At 34.3% G+C, this 18,427-nt stretch carries 15 protein-coding genes; 13 read left to right on the top strand and 2 right to left on the bottom strand.

What is annotated here, in order from left to right; all coding sequences use genetic code 11:
• Positions 1-60: 60 nt before the first annotated feature.
• The 11 genes from EKL99_RS01720 to EKL99_RS01670 all read left to right on the top strand — a co-directional run bounded on the left by EKL99_RS01720 (position 61) and on the right by EKL99_RS01670 (position 14,265).
• Positions 61-1,218 carry an N-acetylmuramoyl-L-alanine amidase gene (locus EKL99_RS01720; protein ID WP_126576277.1) on the top strand — a complete coding sequence of 386 codons (1,158 nt, stop codon included), beginning with the start codon at positions 61-63 and terminating at the stop codon, positions 1,216-1,218.
• Between the two features lie 562 nt (positions 1,219-1,780).
• Positions 1,781-2,746 (top strand): MlaD family protein, encoded by a 966-nt coding sequence (locus EKL99_RS01715; protein ID WP_126460005.1) that lies wholly within the window; start codon positions 1,781-1,783, stop codon positions 2,744-2,746.
• A 5-nt stretch (positions 2,747-2,751) separates the two neighbouring features.
• Positions 2,752-4,083 carry a (Fe-S)-binding protein gene (locus EKL99_RS01710; protein WP_126568937.1) on the top strand — a complete coding sequence of 444 codons (1,332 nt, stop codon included), beginning with the start codon at positions 2,752-2,754 and terminating at the stop codon, positions 4,081-4,083.
• 111 nt (positions 4,084-4,194) lie between these two features.
• The gene (locus tag EKL99_RS01705; RefSeq protein WP_126453357.1) at positions 4,195-4,986 is read left to right on the top strand and encodes a (Fe-S)-binding protein; all 792 of its coding nucleotides are present in this window, start codon (positions 4,195-4,197) and stop codon (positions 4,984-4,986) included.
• 90 nt (positions 4,987-5,076) lie between these two features.
• A complete protein-coding gene (locus EKL99_RS01700) occupies positions 5,077-5,559 on the top strand; it encodes an ABC transporter ATPase (RefSeq protein ID WP_126576276.1) in 483 nt (160 codons plus the stop codon).
• A 13-nt stretch (positions 5,560-5,572) separates the two neighbouring features.
• On the top strand, positions 5,573-8,569 hold the full coding sequence (locus tag EKL99_RS01695) for a glycoside hydrolase family 3 N-terminal domain-containing protein (protein WP_126576275.1): 2,997 nt from the start codon (positions 5,573-5,575) through the stop codon (positions 8,567-8,569).
• A 144-nt stretch (positions 8,570-8,713) separates the two neighbouring features.
• A complete protein-coding gene (locus tag EKL99_RS01690) occupies positions 8,714-9,334 on the top strand; it encodes a phosphatase PAP2 family protein (protein ID WP_126459993.1) in 621 nt (206 codons plus the stop codon).
• Between the two features lie 46 nt (positions 9,335-9,380).
• Entirely contained in the window at positions 9,381-10,562 is a 1,182-nt protein-coding gene (locus EKL99_RS01685) for an MFS transporter (RefSeq protein ID WP_126459990.1), read from the top strand.
• Position 10,563: 1 nt separating this feature from the next.
• Positions 10,564-12,576 (top strand): heavy metal translocating P-type ATPase, encoded by a 2,013-nt coding sequence (locus EKL99_RS01680; protein ID WP_126576274.1) that lies wholly within the window; start codon positions 10,564-10,566, stop codon positions 12,574-12,576.
• A 77-nt stretch (positions 12,577-12,653) separates the two neighbouring features.
• Positions 12,654-13,787: an N-acetyl-alpha-D-glucosaminyl L-malate synthase BshA gene (gene bshA / locus EKL99_RS01675; protein WP_126459984.1), complete on the top strand. Its 1,134-nt coding sequence runs from the start codon at positions 12,654-12,656 to the stop codon at positions 13,785-13,787.
• 46 nt (positions 13,788-13,833) lie between these two features.
• The gene (locus EKL99_RS01670) at positions 13,834-14,265 is read left to right on the top strand and encodes a protease complex subunit PrcB family protein (protein ID WP_126576273.1); all 432 of its coding nucleotides are present in this window, start codon (positions 13,834-13,836) and stop codon (positions 14,263-14,265) included.
• A 46-nt stretch (positions 14,266-14,311) separates the two neighbouring features.
• Here EKL99_RS01670 and EKL99_RS01665 read toward each other — a convergent pair whose 3' ends face one another.
• Together EKL99_RS01665 and EKL99_RS01660 are read right to left on the bottom strand one after the other, a co-directional pair.
• Positions 14,312-14,821, bottom strand: coding sequence for a hypothetical protein (locus tag EKL99_RS01665; protein ID WP_126576272.1), 510 nt, complete (start codon positions 14,819-14,821; stop codon positions 14,312-14,314).
• Positions 14,822-14,924: 103 nt separating this feature from the next.
• Positions 14,925-15,764: a UDP-2,3-diacylglucosamine diphosphatase gene (locus EKL99_RS01660; protein WP_126576271.1), complete on the bottom strand. Its 840-nt coding sequence runs from the start codon at positions 15,762-15,764 to the stop codon at positions 14,925-14,927.
• Positions 15,765-15,947: 183 nt separating this feature from the next.
• Here EKL99_RS01660 and aroC point away from each other — a divergent pair, with 183 nt between their 5' ends.
• Both aroC and EKL99_RS01650 read left to right on the top strand, forming a co-directional pair.
• Complete coding sequence (aroC, locus tag EKL99_RS01655) at positions 15,948-17,009, top strand: chorismate synthase (protein ID WP_126453382.1); 1,062 nt, start codon at positions 15,948-15,950, stop codon at positions 17,007-17,009.
• A 109-nt stretch (positions 17,010-17,118) separates the two neighbouring features.
• Positions 17,119-18,399 carry a dicarboxylate/amino acid:cation symporter gene (locus EKL99_RS01650; RefSeq protein ID WP_197037191.1) on the top strand — a complete coding sequence of 427 codons (1,281 nt, stop codon included), beginning with the start codon at positions 17,119-17,121 and terminating at the stop codon, positions 18,397-18,399.
• Positions 18,400-18,427 lie beyond the last annotated feature (28 nt).

The following is an 18,427-nucleotide window of genomic DNA, read 5'->3' as shown; positions in this document are numbered from 1 at the left end:
AAATAGTCAAATAAATAAATTTATACCCTTAGTCTTCTAATTAAATTAACTTATAGCTTTATGCACAACACCTATAAAATTAAAATTACAATAACTTTTTTGATGACGATAATATCGCTATCAGCCTTTTGTCAATCTAATGTTTTTAAAGTAACACTTGATGCGGGGCATGGCGATCATGATTTTGGTGCTGTATATGAAGGACGAATAGAAAAAAACATAGCTTTGGCTGTCGTTCTAAAAGTTGGTAAGTTATTAGAAGCTACTCCACAAATTGATGTGAATTTTACACGAAAAACAGATGTTTTTATTGACTTAATTGAAAGAGCCAATATTGCCAATAGATTCAATGCTAATATTTTTGTGTCAATTCATTGTAATGCCAACAGAAATACCGCTGCCGATGGTACAGAAACCTACGTGATGGGTTTAAGTAAGATAGCCTCTAACCTAGAAGCGGCTAAAAAAGAGAATTCTGTAATCACTCTTGAAAAAGATTACAAACAAAAATATGAAGGATTTGATCCAAACTCTCCGGAAACTATGATTGGGATGACCTTGATGCAGGAAGAATATTTAGACAACAGTATTTCACTGGCCAGTAAGGTAGAAGATGCTTTTGCAGATTTAGGAAAAAAAATACGTGGAGGAGGAGTTAAACAAGCGCCATTTATGGTGCTTCATAAAGCCTACATGCCACGAGTATTGATAGAAATGGGGTTTATTTCTAATCCGACTGAAGGAAATAGATTAAATTCAGAAGAAGGCCAGAACGAAATTGCCAAAGCCATTGCAGGAGCCATAATCGATTATAAAAAAGAATATTTTGGAAGTGGAGAATCGGAAGCATTTGAAGTAAAGCCTTCGCAAAAAATTATTGAAAAACAAGTTAAGGATACTGCAACGCCTTTAAAATCAAAAACAAACCTTCAAGTTATTGAAACTAAAAAAGCAATCGATAATACTAAAATCTCATTCAAAGTGCAACTTTTGGCTAGTATCAAAAAAGTAGCGCTCCTGCCTAGAAATTTTAAAGGATTAAAAAATATCTCTGTTGCCTATGAAAATACAGTATACAAATATATGTATGGAGAAACAACGGATTACGATGAAGCAAGAAAGCAATTAACAGAGGCAAAAGAGAAAGGATATGATACTGCTTTTTTGATCGCTTTTAAAAATGGAGAAAAAATAAGCATTCAAGAAGCGATTAAATAACAAGTGCTACAGTAGTATTGATTAAAAAAATAAGTTTTATTTCGAAAATAATACGAGCAAATTCGCAATTCTAAAAGAAATTTTGTTGGTCTTGTTGAACTTTTTTTCTCAGACCGATTTATTTTATTTTAATGCGGTCACGGCGGTAAAAACCCAGTAAATTTGCACAATAGTTTTGTTGAAAAGCAAATGCGCTTACGACAACATTAAAGTTAAAAAAACAGATCTAAAAATGCGTACGATGTTCAAGAAGTTCATCGCAAAATAATGTATTAGTAAAACTATAACGGGTTTTATAAAATAGAAAATTTTACGTATCTAATTTCAAAGTGTCTGAAGAGCTTCTACTGATAGCGGATGACAGGATCATTAGTATTAGTTATAAATCTAAATATCAGATTATTATTTAGCAAAAAAAAATCGATATGGTTAAACCTAAAAAGATACGTCCGGACACTTAATTGCATTTAATGTTGGAGAAAAAATAAGTGTAGAATAAGCTCTTAAATAATAACAACAACTTAAAATATTTTACATTAAATTTGTAAAAAATACTTGAATTTTGAAAATAACACGAGAAATTAAAACTGCTATCTTAGTAATTGCTTCTATTTTATTATTTATTTGGGGCTATAGTTTTTTGAAAGGAAGAGATCTTTTCACAAATTATAAAACATTTTATGTAGAATATAAAAGTGTTGAAGGCCTAGCCACATCCTCACCTGTTACCTTGAACGGTTTGGTGGTTGGTAAAGTAAATAGTATTACCATAAATGAAAACACAGGACTATTATTAGTCGAATTGCAATTGAAAACTGATTTTCCTATTTCTAAATCCAGTAGGGCTTCTATTTATGAGCCAGGATTTATTGGAGGAAAACAAATTGCAATTATCCCTAATTTTAAAGATAAAAGCTTGGCACTTGATGGTCAGAAATTGCAAGGCGGAGTGAAATTAGGACTTACTGATAAAGTAGGGGATCAATTAGCACCTCTTCAGGAAAAACTAGAAAAACTATTGTTAAGCACGGATAAATTAATTTCCGGTTTTAATAACGTTCTGGATCAAAAAGGGCAGCAGGATTTAAAACTCACTCTAGCTGAATTGAGCAAAACCATTGAACAATTTCATAAAGTGTCCTTAAATGTCAATACTTTATTAGAAACGAATAAAGCACAAATCAACGGAGTCGTTAGCAATTTTTCTAAAATATCGGGTAATTTTTCTAAAATATCAGATTCCTTGAATAAAGCCGATCTTGGAAAAACGGTAAAAAATCTCAATGCAACTCTAGGAAGAGTTGATGGTATTATGAGTGGTTTAGAATCTGGGAAAGGTTCTATGGGTAAATTGCTAAACGACGAGGCTTTCTACCAAAACATAAAAAACGCCACAAAAGAATTAGAATTATTATTGCAAGATATTAGACTTTATCCCACTCGATATGTCAATATTTCTTTATTTGGAAAGAAAAATAAACCGTATGTAGGTCCTGTAAATGATTCTATATCTAATGAAATAAAATAGCAATTATGAGCTACTTAGACAACATTTTATTTGCCGTTATATTGGTAATTGGTTTTGGTTATTTTTTCAACAGTGTTAAAAAAATCAGACGAAATATCAATCTTGGAACGGATGTAAATCGCTTTGATAATCCAAAAGCGCGCTGGATTAATATGGCCATGATAGCTCTTGGTCAATCAAAAATGGTCAAAAAACCTATCGCTGGAGCATTGCATATTATTGTCTATGTGGGTTTTATAATTATAAATATTGAATTGTTAGAAATTATTATCGACGGACTTTTTGGGACACATCGTGTTTTTGCTTTTTTAGGAACTACGTATGATGTGCTGATTGCTTCTTTCGAAATTTTAGCTTTTTTAGTTTTAGTAGCAGTTTTTGCTTTTTGGAGCAGAAGAAATGCCATCAAATTGAAAAGATTTGTAAGCTCTGATTTAAAAGGCTGGCCAAAAAATGATGCAAACTATATCTTGTATTTTGAGGTGGTTCTTATGACATTATTTTTATTGATGAACGCTTCTGATTTGCATTTACAAAATGTCCCCGGAGGTTTTTCTCATTTTATAAAAGCCGGTTGGTTTCCGATCAGTCAATTTATTGAACCTATCTTTAACGGAATGTCAAATGAATTGGTAATGTTGCTTTCAGAGATATTCTGGTGGTTGCATATTGTGGGTATTTTAATTTTTATGAATTACTTGTATTTTTCAAAACATTTACATATTCTGTTAGCATTCCCAAATACGTATTTTGCAAATCTAAATCCGCAAGGACAATTTGATAATTTAGAATCCGTTACTAAAGAAGTGAAGTTAATGATGGATCCTAATGCTGATCCTTTTGCGGCAGCACCAGTGGATGAGAATGCGGTTCCAAGTAAATTTGGTGCCAGTGATATTCAGGACTTAAACTGGGTTCAATTATTGAATGCGTATACCTGTACAGAATGTGGTCGTTGTACGTCAGCTTGTCCAGCCAATATTACAGGAAAAAAATTGTCTCCACGTAAAATTATGATGGATACCAGAGATCGAATGGAAGAAGTAGGAAGAAATATTGATGCCAATAAAGGTGTTTTTATTCCGGACAACAAAACATTATTAAACGATTACATCACACCAGAAGAGCTTTGGGCATGCACTTCTTGTAATGCGTGCGTGGAAGAATGTCCTGTAAACATTAGCCCGCTTTCAATTATTATGGATATGCGTCGCTATTTAGTAATGGAACAAAGTGCGGCCCCACTGCCAATAAACGCCATGATGACTAATATAGAGAATAACGGTGCGCCATGGCAATACAATCAGCAAGACCGATTGAATTGGAAAAACGAATAGGCGTTAAATCGCGTCACTGTTTAATAGGCTATTTGTATTACGAATAACCGATTTACAAATGAAGATTTTGTCATTAACCAAATAAGCAAATAACCGAATCAACAAGATAGTATGTCAGAGAATTTAATAGTGCCTACCATGGCCGAAATGTTAGCTCAAGGGAAACAACCAGAAGTTTTATTTTGGGTGGGTTGTGCAGGAAGTTTTGACGATAGAGCGAAGAAAATAACGAAGGCTTTTGTTCGGATTTTAAATCGGGCTAATGTTCCTTTTGCCGTTTTAGGTACTGAAGAAAGCTGTACAGGTGATCCTGCCAAAAGAGCTGGTAATGAGTTTTTGTTTCAAATGCAGGCCATGATGAATATTGAGGTTTTGAATGCATACGAAGCAAAAAAAATTGTTACCGCTTGTCCACATTGTTTCAATACACTAAAAAATGAATATCCGGAATTAGGCGGAAAATACGAAGTGGTTCACCACACGGAGTTTTTGAAATCCTTGTTAGATGACGGAAGGCTGACCATTGAAGGTGGACAATTCAAGGGTAAACGAATTACTTTTCACGATCCTTGTTATTTAGGAAGAGCTAATAATGTATATGAAGCACCAAGAGAATTGATTCTTAAATTGGATGCTGAATTAGTTGAAATGAAGCGTTCTAAAGCTAACGGTTTATGTTGCGGTGCAGGTGGAGCCCAAATGTTTAAAGATGCTGAACCTGGAAATAAGGAAGTCAATATAGAAAGAACCGAGGAGGCATTAGAAACAAAACCAGAAATTATTGCCGCAGGCTGTCCTTTTTGTAATACCATGATGACGGACGGTATTAAAAATAAAGAAAAAGAAGGCGAAGTAAAAGTGATGGATATTGCGGAACTAATTGCTAATGCGCAGGATCTTTAGTGTACAGTGTCTAAGTAATCAGCAATGCTCTATAATTTATTACACCTAACTTCATAAATCTACAATCTAAAATCACAAATCTAAAATCGTATGTACGTTCCATTTAAAAATTTACCCGAAGAATCTAAAATCTGGATTTATCAATCAAACAGAAAATTTTCGGATGCCGAATTTTCTGAAATAGAAAGCGCCTTGCAATCTTTTCTGGAAGGTTGGGCTGCGCATGGTACTAGTCTAGAATCCTCGTACCAATTAAAATACAACCGGTTTATCATTATTGCCGTAAATCAGGATGTACAAGCTGCAACAGGATGCTCTATAGATTCCTCTGTAGAATTTATTCAAAATTTAGAACAAAAATATACCGTAGATTTATTGGATAAAATGAACGTTACCTTCAAACTTGGAGAACATATAGCACACAAGCCGTTGATTGATTTCAAGAAAATGGTAAAAGATAAAGCGGTTACTGAAAATACCATCGTTTTCAATAATTTAGTTAATAATATAGAAGAATACAATGAATCCTGGGAAGTTCCTGCCATTGATAGCTGGCACAGTCGTTTTTTTTAAACAAAATAGTCAGATGAAAAAGATAAGCATCAGAAATAGTTTTTTTTATGTCTTATTTCTTTTTATTGCTGTTGGTTGTGTTGGTACAAAAACAAATAAGAATAAAGTAATTGTAACCAACATTCCGTCCAAAATTGAAAATTTAGACAGTATTGCTTTAAGTAATATGCCCACACTTTTTGAGTTGTCTCCTCAAGGCAACAAATGGGTTGATAGTGTTTACAGTGCAATGACTTTAGAGGAAAAATTTGGACAATTGTTTATGGTTGCCGCTTATTCCAATAAAGATTCGGCGCATATTAAAGCTATTGATACACTCATAACAGATCATAAAATTGGAGGATTAATTTTCTTTCAAGGTGGACCTGTTCGTCAGGCAAAATTAACCAACCGTTTTCAATCCAAGTCAAAAACTCCATTGTTTATTGGTAGTGATGCGGAATGGGGTTTGGGCATGCGATTGGACTCTACCTACAGTTATCCCTGGAATATGACTCTTGGAGCCATCCAAGACATGAAATTATTGGAGAAAGTAGGTGTTCAAATAGGACAACAAAACAAGCGATTGGGATTGCAATTTAACTTTGCTCCAATTCTTGACATCAACTCCAATCCTAAAAATCCTATCATAGGTTTTCGTTCTTTTGGTGAAGATAAATTCAAGGTTACAGCACATGCTATTGCTTTGATGAAAGGGGTACAAAGTCAAGGCATATTTTCAACAGGAAAGCATTTTCCGGGACATGGCGATACGGATACGGATTCTCATAAAAAATTACCGACCATAAATTCCTCAAAAGAACAATTACAAAACCTAGCGTTTTATCCTTACAAAAAAATGTTTCATGAAGGACTTTCGTCCGTTATGGTAGCCCATTTAAACGTTCCCAGCATAGAACCAAGACCTAATTTTCCTTCCTCAATTTCCTACAATGTGGTTACTGATATTCTTCAGAAAGAATTGGGTTTCAAAGGACTTATTTTTACAGATGCTTTGAATATGAAAAGTGTAAGCGAATTTAAATTACCCAGTGAAATCAATTTTGAAGCTTTTATAGCCGGTAATGACGTGCTGCTGTTTCCTGAAAATGTTCCTGCTGCTATTGAGAAATTTAAATTTGCGTATTCTATAAATTTATTTACGGAGGAACGATTGGCTTTTTCCGTAAAAAAAATTCTGAAATTCAAGTACAAAGCGAATTTGAATAATTTTAAACCAATTGCCACTGAAAATTTATACACCGATTTGAATTCAGTTGAAAATGAAGCTTTACACTATGAGTTGTATGAAAATGCAATTACCGTTCTAAAAAACACGGCTGCTGTTTTGCCGATTAAAAATTTGGACAAACAAAAAATCGCTTATGTAAAAATGGGAGATGACAACAATGATGTTTTTGTTTCAACTTTAAAAAAATACACTGAAGTAACTGTGATTTCAGATGTGAATTTGGATAGTCTTCAAGTGAAATTACACCCTTTTACAACCGTAATCATTGGTTATCACAAATCAGATGTTGCTTTTAGTAATCATGATCTAAGATTGGATGAGTTGGCAAAAATTAAATTTCTAGCCCAAAATAATACTGTAATTCTGGATGTTTTTGCAAAACCATACGCTTTATTACCAATTATAAATTTTGAAGATATTGAAGGTTTAGTTGTTTCTTATCAAAATAGTGCAGTTGCACAGGTCGTTTCGGCAGAACTAATTTTTGGGGCTATTGAAGCTAAAGGGAAACTACCGGTTTCTATTAATACTAGTTTTAATGTAAATGATGGTTTGCCAACAGAAAAATTGAATCGGCTGGGATTCACAACTCCAGAAAATGTTGGGATGAATTCAAGGATTTTATCAAAAATTGACAGTATTGCTACTAAAGCAATTGACGCTAAAATGACTCCTGGAATTCAGGTATTGGTAGCCAGAAAAGGAAAAGTTATTTATCAAAAATCATTCGGTCATCATACGTATGATAGAACGATTAAAGTGCAAGACTCCGATATTTATGATGTTGCCTCATTAACGAAAATTATAGCTACATTGCCTAATGTGATGCAGCAATACGATCAGCAAAAAATAAATTTGGAAACAACATTAGGATCAATGTCTCCTATTTTTAAAGATTCCAATAAGGCAAATATTAATTTCAAGGATTTATTGTCGCATTATGCAGGTTTAGTAGCAGGAATACCATTTTACAAGGCTACAATGAATAAATCGCAATCTCCTTCTGATGTTTATTTTAGAAAAATTGCTGAAGAGCAGTTTTCGAAAAAACTAGGAGACAGTCTTTTTATACGAAATGATTTTAGTGACACAATTATGAAAATGATTGTTGAGAGTAAACTGTCATTAAAAAAAGAATACAAATACAGTGATCTTACTTTTATGATTCTGAAGGATTATTTAGAAAAGACAACGGGTAAACCATTAGATGTTTTAATTCAAGAAAATTTCTATCGTTCACTCGGGATGAACAATTCAAGTTTCAATCCATTGACTAAATTTGATAAAAACAGAATTCCGCCAACGGAAACAGATACCTATTTCCGTCGTCAACTTTTACAAGGATATGTCAATGATTTGTCCGCTGCTTTAGAAGGTGGGGTTTCAGGTCACGCAGGTGTTTTTTCGAATGCTATGGATGTGGCTAAAATAATGGAACTTTATTTACAAAAAGGAAATTATGGAAACCGGCAATATTTTTCTGAAAAAACATTTGATGATTTCAATACGTGCTATTTTTGTGCCGCCGGAAATAGGAGAGGAGTGGGCTTTGATAAACCACAATTAGGTGCTGTAGGACCTACGTGCGGTTGTGCTTCAATGACGAGTTTTGGTCACACTGGTTATACAGGTACAATGGCTTGGGCTGATCCTGAAACGCAAATTGTTTATGTGTTTTTATCTAATAGAACTTTCCCAATTGCAAGTGAAAATAGATTATCGAAAGAAAATATTCGGGAAGATATCCAAAGGGTAATTTATGAAGCGATTATAAACTAAGCAAACGTTAACGTAATAATAAAATAGTTCAAATAAAATTATAGTCAATTTCATTTGAACTATTTTTTTTAAAATGATTTTGTTAGAAGTATTTCGTTACAAAGTTCACCTGTATTATAGTATATTTGAGATAAAAACAATAGGATGAAAAATAAGAATACTGTAATTGCAAAAATCAATTTAATTGTATGGCTTTTTTGCATGACTTTTGTAAATGCTCAAAATAATGATATAAATATTCTACGAGATATCAATGTTGATCGAAATAAGAATTTAGATCCTACTTTTAAATTAATAACGAATAGTGCGGTTCCCATCGGTCTTGTTACTCCTATTATTATATATTCGGTTGGTTTATTAAAGAAAGATAATGCCGCCAAGAAACAGGCAATTTTTGTTGGAGAAGCATTCTTAGTAAATGCATTTATTACTACCGCTTTGAAACATACTATAAAAAGACAGCGACCATTTAAAACCTATCCTGATATTGATCAAGCAGCGTCGACCGTGGGTTATTCATTTCCTTCGGGACATACTTCGTCAGCTTTCGCAACGGCAACGTCACTTAGTTTAGCGTATCATAAATGGTATGTTATTGCACCGTCTTTTGTATGGGCAAGTGCCGTGGGATATTCTCGAATGCACTTAGGCGTTCATTATCCAAGCGATGTAGTGGCAGGAGCCGTTTTAGGAAGTGGGTCGGCCTACCTAACCTATAAGGCTAATAAATGGCTTAACAAGAAAAGATCAAGAATGGAAAAATAACGGTTTATACTGTTTACTGTTCTATGAAAACGTAAAATAATTCAAAATGAAAAGATTAAATTATATTTCAAAAACAGTCTGGATAGTATCACTGGTTAGTCTATTTACGGATACAGCGAGCGAAATGCTTTACCCAATAATGCCTATATACCTTAAATCGATTGGGTTCTCGATTGTATTAATTGGTGTTTTAGAAGGCTTTGCCGAGGCTTTAGCTGGATTAAGTAAAGGATATTTTGGTAAGTTATCTGATAGTTCAGGTAAACGTGTTCCATTTGTGCGTCTGGGCTACGGTTTAAGTGCTATTTCAAAACCCATGATGGCGGTATTCGTCTTCCCTCTTTGGATATTTTTTGCCAGAGCAATTGATCGTTTCGGAAAAGGAATTCGTACTGGTGCAAGAGATGCGATTTTATCTGATGAAGCAACTGCTGAAACGAAAGGAAAGATATTTGGATTTCATAGATCAATGGATACGTTTGGTGCCGTTCTAGGACCTGTTATGGCTTTGATTTATCTGCATTTTTATCCACAACAGTATAAAATGCTTTTTTATGTTGCTTTTATTCCAGGTTTACTAGCGGTATTTGCTTCTTTTTTGCTTAACGATAAACTTAAGGTACAGGCAAAGGAGGTAAAACAGATTTCGTTTTTCTCGTTTCTTAGCTATTGGAAAACAAGTCCTGCACAATATCGAAGAGTAGTAACAGGACTATTAGCTTTTGCCTTATTCAATAGTTCCGATGTTTTTTTACTTTTAAAAGCGAAGCAAGCAGGTTTAAATGATACTGTGGTAATAGAGATTTATATTTTTTACAATTTGGTTTATGCTCTTTGTGCATTTCCATTAGGAATTTTTGCTGATAAAATTGGATTGAAGAAAATGTTTACTTTTGGACTTTTTCTATTTGCAATTGTCTATTTTGGAATGGCATTTACTAAAAACAGTTATATTATTGGTGGATTATTTTTAATTTACGGTGTGTATGCTGCTGCAACCGAAGGGATTTCGAAAGCATGGATCAGTAATATTTCTGATAAAAAAGATACTGCGACTGCTATTGGAACTTATTCTGGATTTCAAAGTATTTGCGCCTTATTGGCCAGTTCTTTTGCCGGGGTCCTTTGGTATCAATTTGGTGCGAATACTACATTTTTTATTACTGGGATAACCACATTACTTATTATTATTTATTTTTCGTTTTTCATTAAATATAAAACAATTTAAAATGGCTTCCCAACACAAAACTTTACCTGACAACAAATGTTGCGCAGTAGAAGAAAAAAAAGTAAATAAAGCAGAGCAAGATGCAGGATGTTGTTCCTCTCACAGTGAGTCAGAAAATCACGATGAGGAAGATCACGATCATTCTAACGGAAATGAAAGCACCCTCAGAATGTTTTTACCATCTATAATTAGTTTTATAGGATTGCTGATTGCTTTATTGTTTGATAATTACTTTCCTCAATCTTGGTTTAATGGTTGGTTTCGAATCGTTTGGTATGTTGCAGCTTACATTCCGGTAGGGCTTCCAGTTTTGAAAGAAGCTTACGCTAGTATTGGTAAAGGAGCTATTTTTTCTGAATTTTTTCTAATGGGAATAGCTACATTAGGTGCGTTTGGAATTGGTCAATATGCCGAAGGAGTGGCTGTCATGTTATTTTACTCCATTGGTGAATTATTCCAAATGCTCGCCGTTAAAAGAGCAAAATTAAATATAAAATTATTACTGGATCAAAGACCTGATGTTGCAAACGTTGTAATGGGACAAAATGTGATTGCAATTAAAGCTTCGGAAGTGGCTATTGGAGCTGTCATAGAATTAAAACCCGGAGAAAAATTAGCATTAGATGGAATGTTGCTTTCGGATTATGCCACTTTCAATACTGCTGCATTAACAGGCGAAAGCAAACCGGATTCTAAGTCAAAAGGAGATACAATTCTTGCCGGAATGATCAATGGCACTTCTATTGCTCAAGTAGAAGTGACTACTGCATTTACAGACAGCAAATTATCTAAAATCCTCCAGATGGTGCAGGATGCCACTGCTAAAAAAGCACCAACAGAATTATTTATTAGGAAGTTTGCTAAAATATACACGCCAATAATAGTGTATCTCGCTATTGCTATATGTGTAGTGCCAATCTTATTTGCAGAAACGTATATATTTAAGGAATGGCTGTACAGAGCCTTACTGTTCTTGGTGGTTTCCTGTCCGTGTGCCTTGGTGATTTCCATTCCGTTAGGGTATTTTGGCGGAATTGGCGCCGCAAGTAAAAACGGAATATTGTTTAAAGGATCTACATTTCTGGATACTATGGCAGCTATTCAGGTAGTGGTGATGGATAAAACAGGGACTTTAACCAAAGGCGTTTTTAAAGTTCAGAAAGTAGTGTCGATAGGAATTCTGGAGTCTGATTTAGTTAACTATACTGCAGTAATTGAAGCTAAATCGACGCATCCGGTTGGTTCCGCAATAGTAGAATTTGCCAAAAATCCTAAAAATGAAATTGTTGTTTCTAATTTCACTGAGATTCCAGGCCTTGGCTTGCAAGGTGTTGTAGATGGAAATGAAATCTTGGTGGGAAGTCCTAAACTGATGAAAAAATTCCATATTGATTATGACACGGATCTTGATGCTATTCCGTACACTATTGTTGTAGTTGCCATCAATCAAAAATATACAGGTTATTTTCTTGTTGCCGATGAAATAAAAGAAGATGCAAAAGTGGCTATTGAAAGTTTACATAAAATAAATATCAAAACAATATTACTTTCTGGGGACAATCAAGCGGTAGTTTTGGCTGTAGCCAAAGAATTAAATATTGATGAAGCTTACGGAAATTTGCTGCCGGAAGATAAAGTCAATAAAGTAAGCGCACTTTTAAACCAAAAATTAAAAGTTGCATTTGTTGGAGACGGAGTAAATGATGCTCCAGTCATTGCTCTGGCAGATGCGGGAATTGCTATGGGTGGTTTAGGAAGCGATGCTACTATTGAAACGGCTGATATTGTCATTCAAAATGACCAGCCCACTAAGATTTTTACCGCTATCACCATTGGAAAAAAAACAAAACAAATCGTTTGGCAAAATATTGGATTGGCTTTTTCCGTAAAACTAATAGTTCTCATTCTGGGAGCTGCTGGACTTGCCTCTATGTGGGAGGCGGTTTTTGCAGATGTGGGGGTGGCCTTATTGGCGATTTTAAATGCCGTTCGAATTCAGCGAATGAAATTTTAAATTTGTATTGCATTTAACTTAAAATTCCATAAAACACATTCCTATTTTTCTTAATTTCGTTTCATTAAATTACATACATGAAAATTGCAATAGTTTGTTATCCTACCTTTGGAGGTAGTGGTGTTGTCGCTACAGAATTAGGACTGGAATTGGCTCGTCGCGGGCATGAAATACATTTCATAACTTACAGTCAGCCCGTACGTTTGGCACTTTTAAGTCCAAATGTGCATTACCACGAAGTAAATGTGCCTGAATATCCATTGTTTCATTACCAACCGTATGAATTGGCCTTATCGAGCAAATTAGTCGATATGGTAAAATTATATAAAATAGAATTGCTTCATGTACATTATGCTATTCCTCATGCCTATGCGGGCTATATGGCAAAACAAATGCTGAAAGACGAAGGCATTGATATTCCAATGGTGACAACATTACACGGAACAGACATCACCTTGGTAGGAAATCATCCGTTTTATAAGCCAGCAGTCACTTTTAGTATCAATAAATCAGATTTTGTTACCTCAGTATCCCAAAGTTTAAAAGACGATACGCTTAAATTATTCAATATAAAAAATGAAATTGAGGTTATTCCTAATTTTATTGAATTGAATAAAAATACAAATAACCTGAACATTCCTTGTCAACGTTCAGTCATGGCCAAGGAAAATGAACGAATTATAACGCACATCAGTAATTTTAGAAAAGTAAAACGAATTCCGGATGTCATTAAAATTTTCTATAATATTCAAAAAGAGATTCCGGCTAAATTGATGATGGTTGGTGATGGCCCTGAAAAAGAAAAAGCAGAATATTTATGTCAGGAATTGGGTATACTAGACAAGGTAATCTTTTTTGGTAACAGCAACGAAATTGATAAGATTTTGTGCTTAACTGACTTGTTTTTACTCCCATCTGAAACAGAAAGTTTTGGTTTGGCAGCCCTTGAAGCTATGGCGTGTAAAGTTCCTGTTATCTCTAGTAATTCAGGCGGTTTACCCGAAGTTAATTTTGAAGGCATTTCCGGCTATTTAAGTGATGTAGGAAATACAGAGGAAATGGCTCAAAACGCATTGAAAATTCTAAAAGATGATTTGACGCTTGCTAAATTTAAAGAAAACGCATTAGCTGTTGCCAAACAATTTGACATAAAAAATATTTTGCCCCTTTACGAAGAGTTATATCAAAAAGCCATTAATAAATACTTATAGACACACAGGAATTATTTTTGAAATTATTAAATGTAAAAACATAAAAATGAAAAAAGTAATGCTGTCGTTCCTTGCTATAACTGTCGTTTCCTGCGGTAGCGTTTCTTTAAAAAGTACAGATGCCACTACAGCGCTATATGAAGTTTTGACTCAGCAAACTAATGGTGGAGCTAGTATCCGTTTTTTTGAGATTCTTTCTGAACCAAGCGAAATTAAAATGCTGCAGAATGATGCAAACTTAAAAAATAAGATTAATGCTAATGATATTCTGAATGCTAATTTTGTTGTTTTGAATATGGGAGAGAAAACCACTGGCGGATATGCCATAGGAATTGATAAGGTAATTGAAACGGATAAAAATATAATTATAACAGTTCAAGAAACAAATCCTGAGCCGGGTAGTATGGTGACACAAGCTTTTACGACTCCTTTTTGTGTTGTGAAAATAAATTCCAAGAAAGAGATTCTTATAAAATAAAAAATGCCACTATTTCTAGTGGCATTTTTTTTATTCTTTTTAAATATTAGAATTGGTATTTAAGAGCTAAAGCTACATCAGAACCGTAATTGTTTCTGTAATAGTCGCTACCACCAAACTCTGGTCTGAAATCTAAAGAGATTAACAAAGGAATATCAAAATTATATTCGATACCTATATCTCCGGCAACAAATGCGAAAGCGCCATTGTTGTAATCTCTGTTGTCTCTATAATCTCTATTGTAGTTTCCTACACCACCACCAATACCTGCATACCAGTTGAATCCACCATCAATGTTCCATACCCACTGATACAAACCAGTTAATTTGATGGCATTGTCATCATAATTATCATTGTTATAATTATTTCTGTTTCTCCAACCTAAGTCTAATTCTAAACGATTGTTATCGCCTAAACCTCTTTGATAGGTGATCTCAGTACCAAAACCACCACTGTCACCAAAACGAAGGCCTAGTGCATTTTTTGAAATCTCTTGTGCTTGTGAGGTGAATGCTAATCCAATTAGCATTATAACCGATAAAATAATTTTTTTCATAAGTAAATTTTTATAAATACAAAGATATTACTAACTTTGTGATTAAATTTACAAAATTAATTGTAAATGTTTCATAATTCACACTTTTGATATAAAACCACCATTAATCTAAAATAGTTTTTTTAAAGAAAATAGCAGGTGTAACATACTGAGTACTGATTAAATCCTCCATCTCAAAAAGATTTTCATCTTCAGCATAATTAGTTTCTGAGTAGTGAAATAATTTCCAACGTTTTTTATTGTATTCCAATGCGGTTAAATTCTCCACCCAATCCCCGGAATTCAAATACAAAGTAGCTCCGTTTTTATTCTCTTTTTTGATTATTTTTGGCTCGTGAATATGACCGCAAATTACATAATCGTAGTTGTTTTCGATGGCGAGTTCCGTGGCTGTTTTTTCAAAATCCGAAATGTGCTTTACTGCCTTTTTTACACCAGCCTTTATTTGTTTAGAAAAAGAGTAGGGCTCTTTCCCTATTTTTGATAAGCACCAATTTACAAATCGATTCAAAAGTATCAGATAATCATATCCTAAACCGCCTAATTTTGCAATCCATTTTGAGTGTTGTACGGAAGCATCAAAGACATCACCGTGAAATATCCAGGCTTTTTTGTCATCAAGATCCAAGACTAACTTGTCCACCAATGCAAAATTACCCATACTCATATCGCTAAACTTTCGGAGCATTTCATCATGATTTCCAGTAATATAATAGACTTTTGTTCCCTTTGAAGCAAAACTGATGATTTTTTGGATAACCTTTAAATGTGCTTTGGGAAAATAGGATTTTCTAAATTGCCATACATCAATAATATCTCCATTTAAGACTAAAATATTAGGTTTAATTGCAGATAAATAATTATAAAGTTCTTTAGCATGACTTCCATAAGTCCCCAGATGTACATCAGAAATCACTACTAACTCGACTTTTCTTTTTTTCAAGGTGTTTGAATTTGAATTTTATCAAATTAATGGAATTCTACTGAATTGAAATGCGATTAAAGGTTAATAAATAGTTTTCAATATTAATTTAAAGTCAATAAATAGATATTGCTATTCAAAAGTTTAGTGGTTAAAATTTTGAACTTTAAACTAAAATACTACTTTTGTTCAAAACTAATCAGTATGGCAGGAAATAGCTACGGAACACTATTTAGAATAACAACTTTTGGAGAATCTCACGGTGACGCTTTAGGAGGGATAATAGACGGTTGTCCTCCCGGAATAACAATAGATTTAGAAGCAATTCAATTTGAAATGTCCCGCAGAAAGCCAGGCCAATCAGCAATAGTTACTCAACGCAAAGAACCGGATGACGTTCAATTTCTTTCCGGAATCTTTGAAGGTAAAACCACCGGTACACCCATAGGTTTTATTATTCCTAATACCAATCAAAAATCAGATGATTATTCTCATATAAAAGACAATTACAGACCCAGTCATGCGGATTATGTGTATGAAAAAAAATATGGGGTTAGGGATTATCGTGGCGGTGGACGCAGTTCTGCGCGGGAAACTGCCAGTAGAGTTGTGGCGGGAGCTGTAGCAAAACAAATGTTGCCAGACATAAAAATTAATGCGTATGTTTCTTCTGTAGGACCCATTTTTTTAGACAAACCCTACCAAGATTTAGATTTTTCGAAAACCGAAAATAATCCGGTTCGTTGCCCAGATGAACAGGCAGCGGTAATCATGGAAGAATATATTCGTGATATCCGAAAACAAGGGGATACTGTGGGCGGAACCGTAACCTGTGTGATTCAAAATGTACCTATTGGTTTAGGAGAACCCGTTTTTGATAAGCTTCACGCAGAACTTGGCAAAGCCATGCTTTCTATTAATGCCGTAAAAGGATTTGAATTTGGAAGTGGTTTTGAAGGCGCTAAGATGAAAGGAAGTGCGCATAATGATTTATACAATGCTGACGGAACGACAAAAACCAATCTTTCAGGTGGAATTCAAGGAGGAATCAGTAACGGAATGGATATTTATTTTCGCGTGGCTTTCAAACCTGTGGCCACCATTATGCAAAAACAAGAATCACTGGACAATAAAGGCAATATTACAGAAATGACTGGAAAAGGGCGTCATGATCCTTGTGTAGTACCGCGTGCTGTGCCTATTGTTGAGGCAATGGCAGCCATTGTATTAGCTGATTTTTATTTGATAAATAAAACATATCAGTAGTAATTGTTGATACTTTTTATGTTTTTTACAATACCATTTTTTACCTGACTGCGAGCAAAAAATTATTTTTTATAATCAGGGTAGATCCTACAATCTAATAACCAATTTAATGAATATGAATACAACTAAAAAGCCGTCCTTTTTTTCAGGATTAACAGGGCAAATATTAATAGCTATGGTTTTGGGTGCTATTTTAGGCATTATCATTCATAATTCTATTTCACCGGAAGCAGCTCAAAATTTTAGTAACAAAATCAAAATTCTGGCTACTATTTTTATTCGACTGGTTCAAATGATTATTTCGCCATTGGTATTTACGACGTTGGTGGTAGGAATTGCGAAACTTGGGGATATCAAAGCGGTGGGGAGAATTGGAGGAAAAGCGATGGGATGGTTTTTTACAGCTTCATTTATCTCTTTGTTATTGGGGATGTTTTTTGTAAACATACTAGAACCGGGAGTTGGCCTTAATTTATCAAATGTTGATATGGGATCAGTTTCAGAAGTCACAGCGAAAACACAAAACATATCTTTTGAAAACTTTATTGAGCATATAGTACCTAAAAGTATCTTTGAAGCAATGGCTACTAATGAAATTTTACAAATTGTAATATTTTCGATTTTCTTTGGTCTGGCAGCGGCTGCATTAGGTGATTATGTGAAGCCAGTGACAAATGCTTTGGATAAAATATCTCATATTGTTCTGAAAATGGTAAACTACGTTATGAAATTTGCCCCAATAGGAGTATTTGGTGCTATAGCAGGTGTATTTGCGGTTAGAGATTTTCAGGAATTGGCAATTACCTATTTCAAGTTCTTTGGTTCTTTCTTAATTGGAATTTCCTCACTTTGGGTCGTGTTGATTGTTGTGGGGTATGTATTTCTAAAAAGCAGGATGACCGTTTTGCTAAAAAGAATTGTAAGTCCATTAATAATTGCTTTTGGAACAACCAGCAGTGAAGCTGTTTTTCCAAAATTGACCGAAGAATTAGAACGTTTTGGAGTCAAGGACAGAATTGTTTCTTTCATGTTGCCGCTCGGGTATTCTTTTAACTTGGATGGAAGTATGATGTACATGACTTTTGCCAGTATTTTTATTGCGCAAGCCTACGGAATTGATTTGGATTTGGGTACGCAAATGACCATGCTTTTAGTTTTGATGCTTACCAGTAAAGGAATTGCAGGAGTACCAAGAGCGAGTTTAGTGGTTGTTGCTGCAACTTGTGGTATGTTTGACATTCCAATCGAAGGAATTGCTTTAATTTTACCTATTGACCATTTTTGTGATATGTTTCGTAGCGCAACCAATGTGTTAGGAAATGCTTTAGCAACATCGGTAGTTGGAAGCTGGGAAAAAGACGAGGATTCCGAACCGGTTTCATTAGACTAAATAATAAAAAACTCCTCAAATAATGAGG

This window comes from Flavobacterium sp. ZB4P23, from assembly GCF_003970375.1.
Taxonomy (GTDB): Bacteria; Bacteroidota; Bacteroidia; order Flavobacteriales; family Flavobacteriaceae; genus Flavobacterium.
Note: the sequence above shows the minus strand (reverse complement) of the source record. Positions and strands in the feature narration are given on the sequence as shown.

Bases quoted from the DNA above. Each gene is read 5' to 3' on its own strand.
- EKL99_RS01720 (WP_126576277.1), top strand. From the start codon at position 61: ATGCACAACACCTATAAAATTAAAATTACAATAACTTTTTTGATGACG.
- EKL99_RS01710 (WP_126568937.1), top strand. From the start codon at position 2,752: ATGAGCTACTTAGACAACATTTTATTTGCCGTTATATTGGTAATTGGT.
- EKL99_RS01705 (WP_126453357.1), top strand. From the start codon at position 4,195: ATGTCAGAGAATTTAATAGTGCCTACCATGGCCGAAATGTTAGCTCAA.
- EKL99_RS01700 (WP_126576276.1), top strand. From the start codon at position 5,077: ATGTACGTTCCATTTAAAAATTTACCCGAAGAATCTAAAATCTGGATT.
- EKL99_RS01695 (WP_126576275.1), top strand. From the start codon at position 5,573: ATGAAAAAGATAAGCATCAGAAATAGTTTTTTTTATGTCTTATTTCTT.
- EKL99_RS01690 (WP_126459993.1), top strand. From the start codon at position 8,714: ATGAAAAATAAGAATACTGTAATTGCAAAAATCAATTTAATTGTATGG.
- EKL99_RS01685 (WP_126459990.1), top strand. From the start codon at position 9,381: ATGAAAAGATTAAATTATATTTCAAAAACAGTCTGGATAGTATCACTG.
- EKL99_RS01680 (WP_126576274.1), top strand. From the start codon at position 10,564: ATGGCTTCCCAACACAAAACTTTACCTGACAACAAATGTTGCGCAGTA.
- bshA (WP_126459984.1), top strand. From the start codon at position 12,654: ATGAAAATTGCAATAGTTTGTTATCCTACCTTTGGAGGTAGTGGTGTT.
- EKL99_RS01670 (WP_126576273.1), top strand. From the start codon at position 13,834: ATGAAAAAAGTAATGCTGTCGTTCCTTGCTATAACTGTCGTTTCCTGC.
- EKL99_RS01665 (WP_126576272.1), bottom strand. From the start codon at position 14,821: ATGAAAAAAATTATTTTATCGGTTATAATGCTAATTGGATTAGCATTC.
- aroC (WP_126453382.1), top strand. From the start codon at position 15,948: ATGGCAGGAAATAGCTACGGAACACTATTTAGAATAACAACTTTTGGA.
- EKL99_RS01650 (WP_197037191.1), top strand. From the start codon at position 17,119: ATGAATATGAATACAACTAAAAAGCCGTCCTTTTTTTCAGGATTAACA.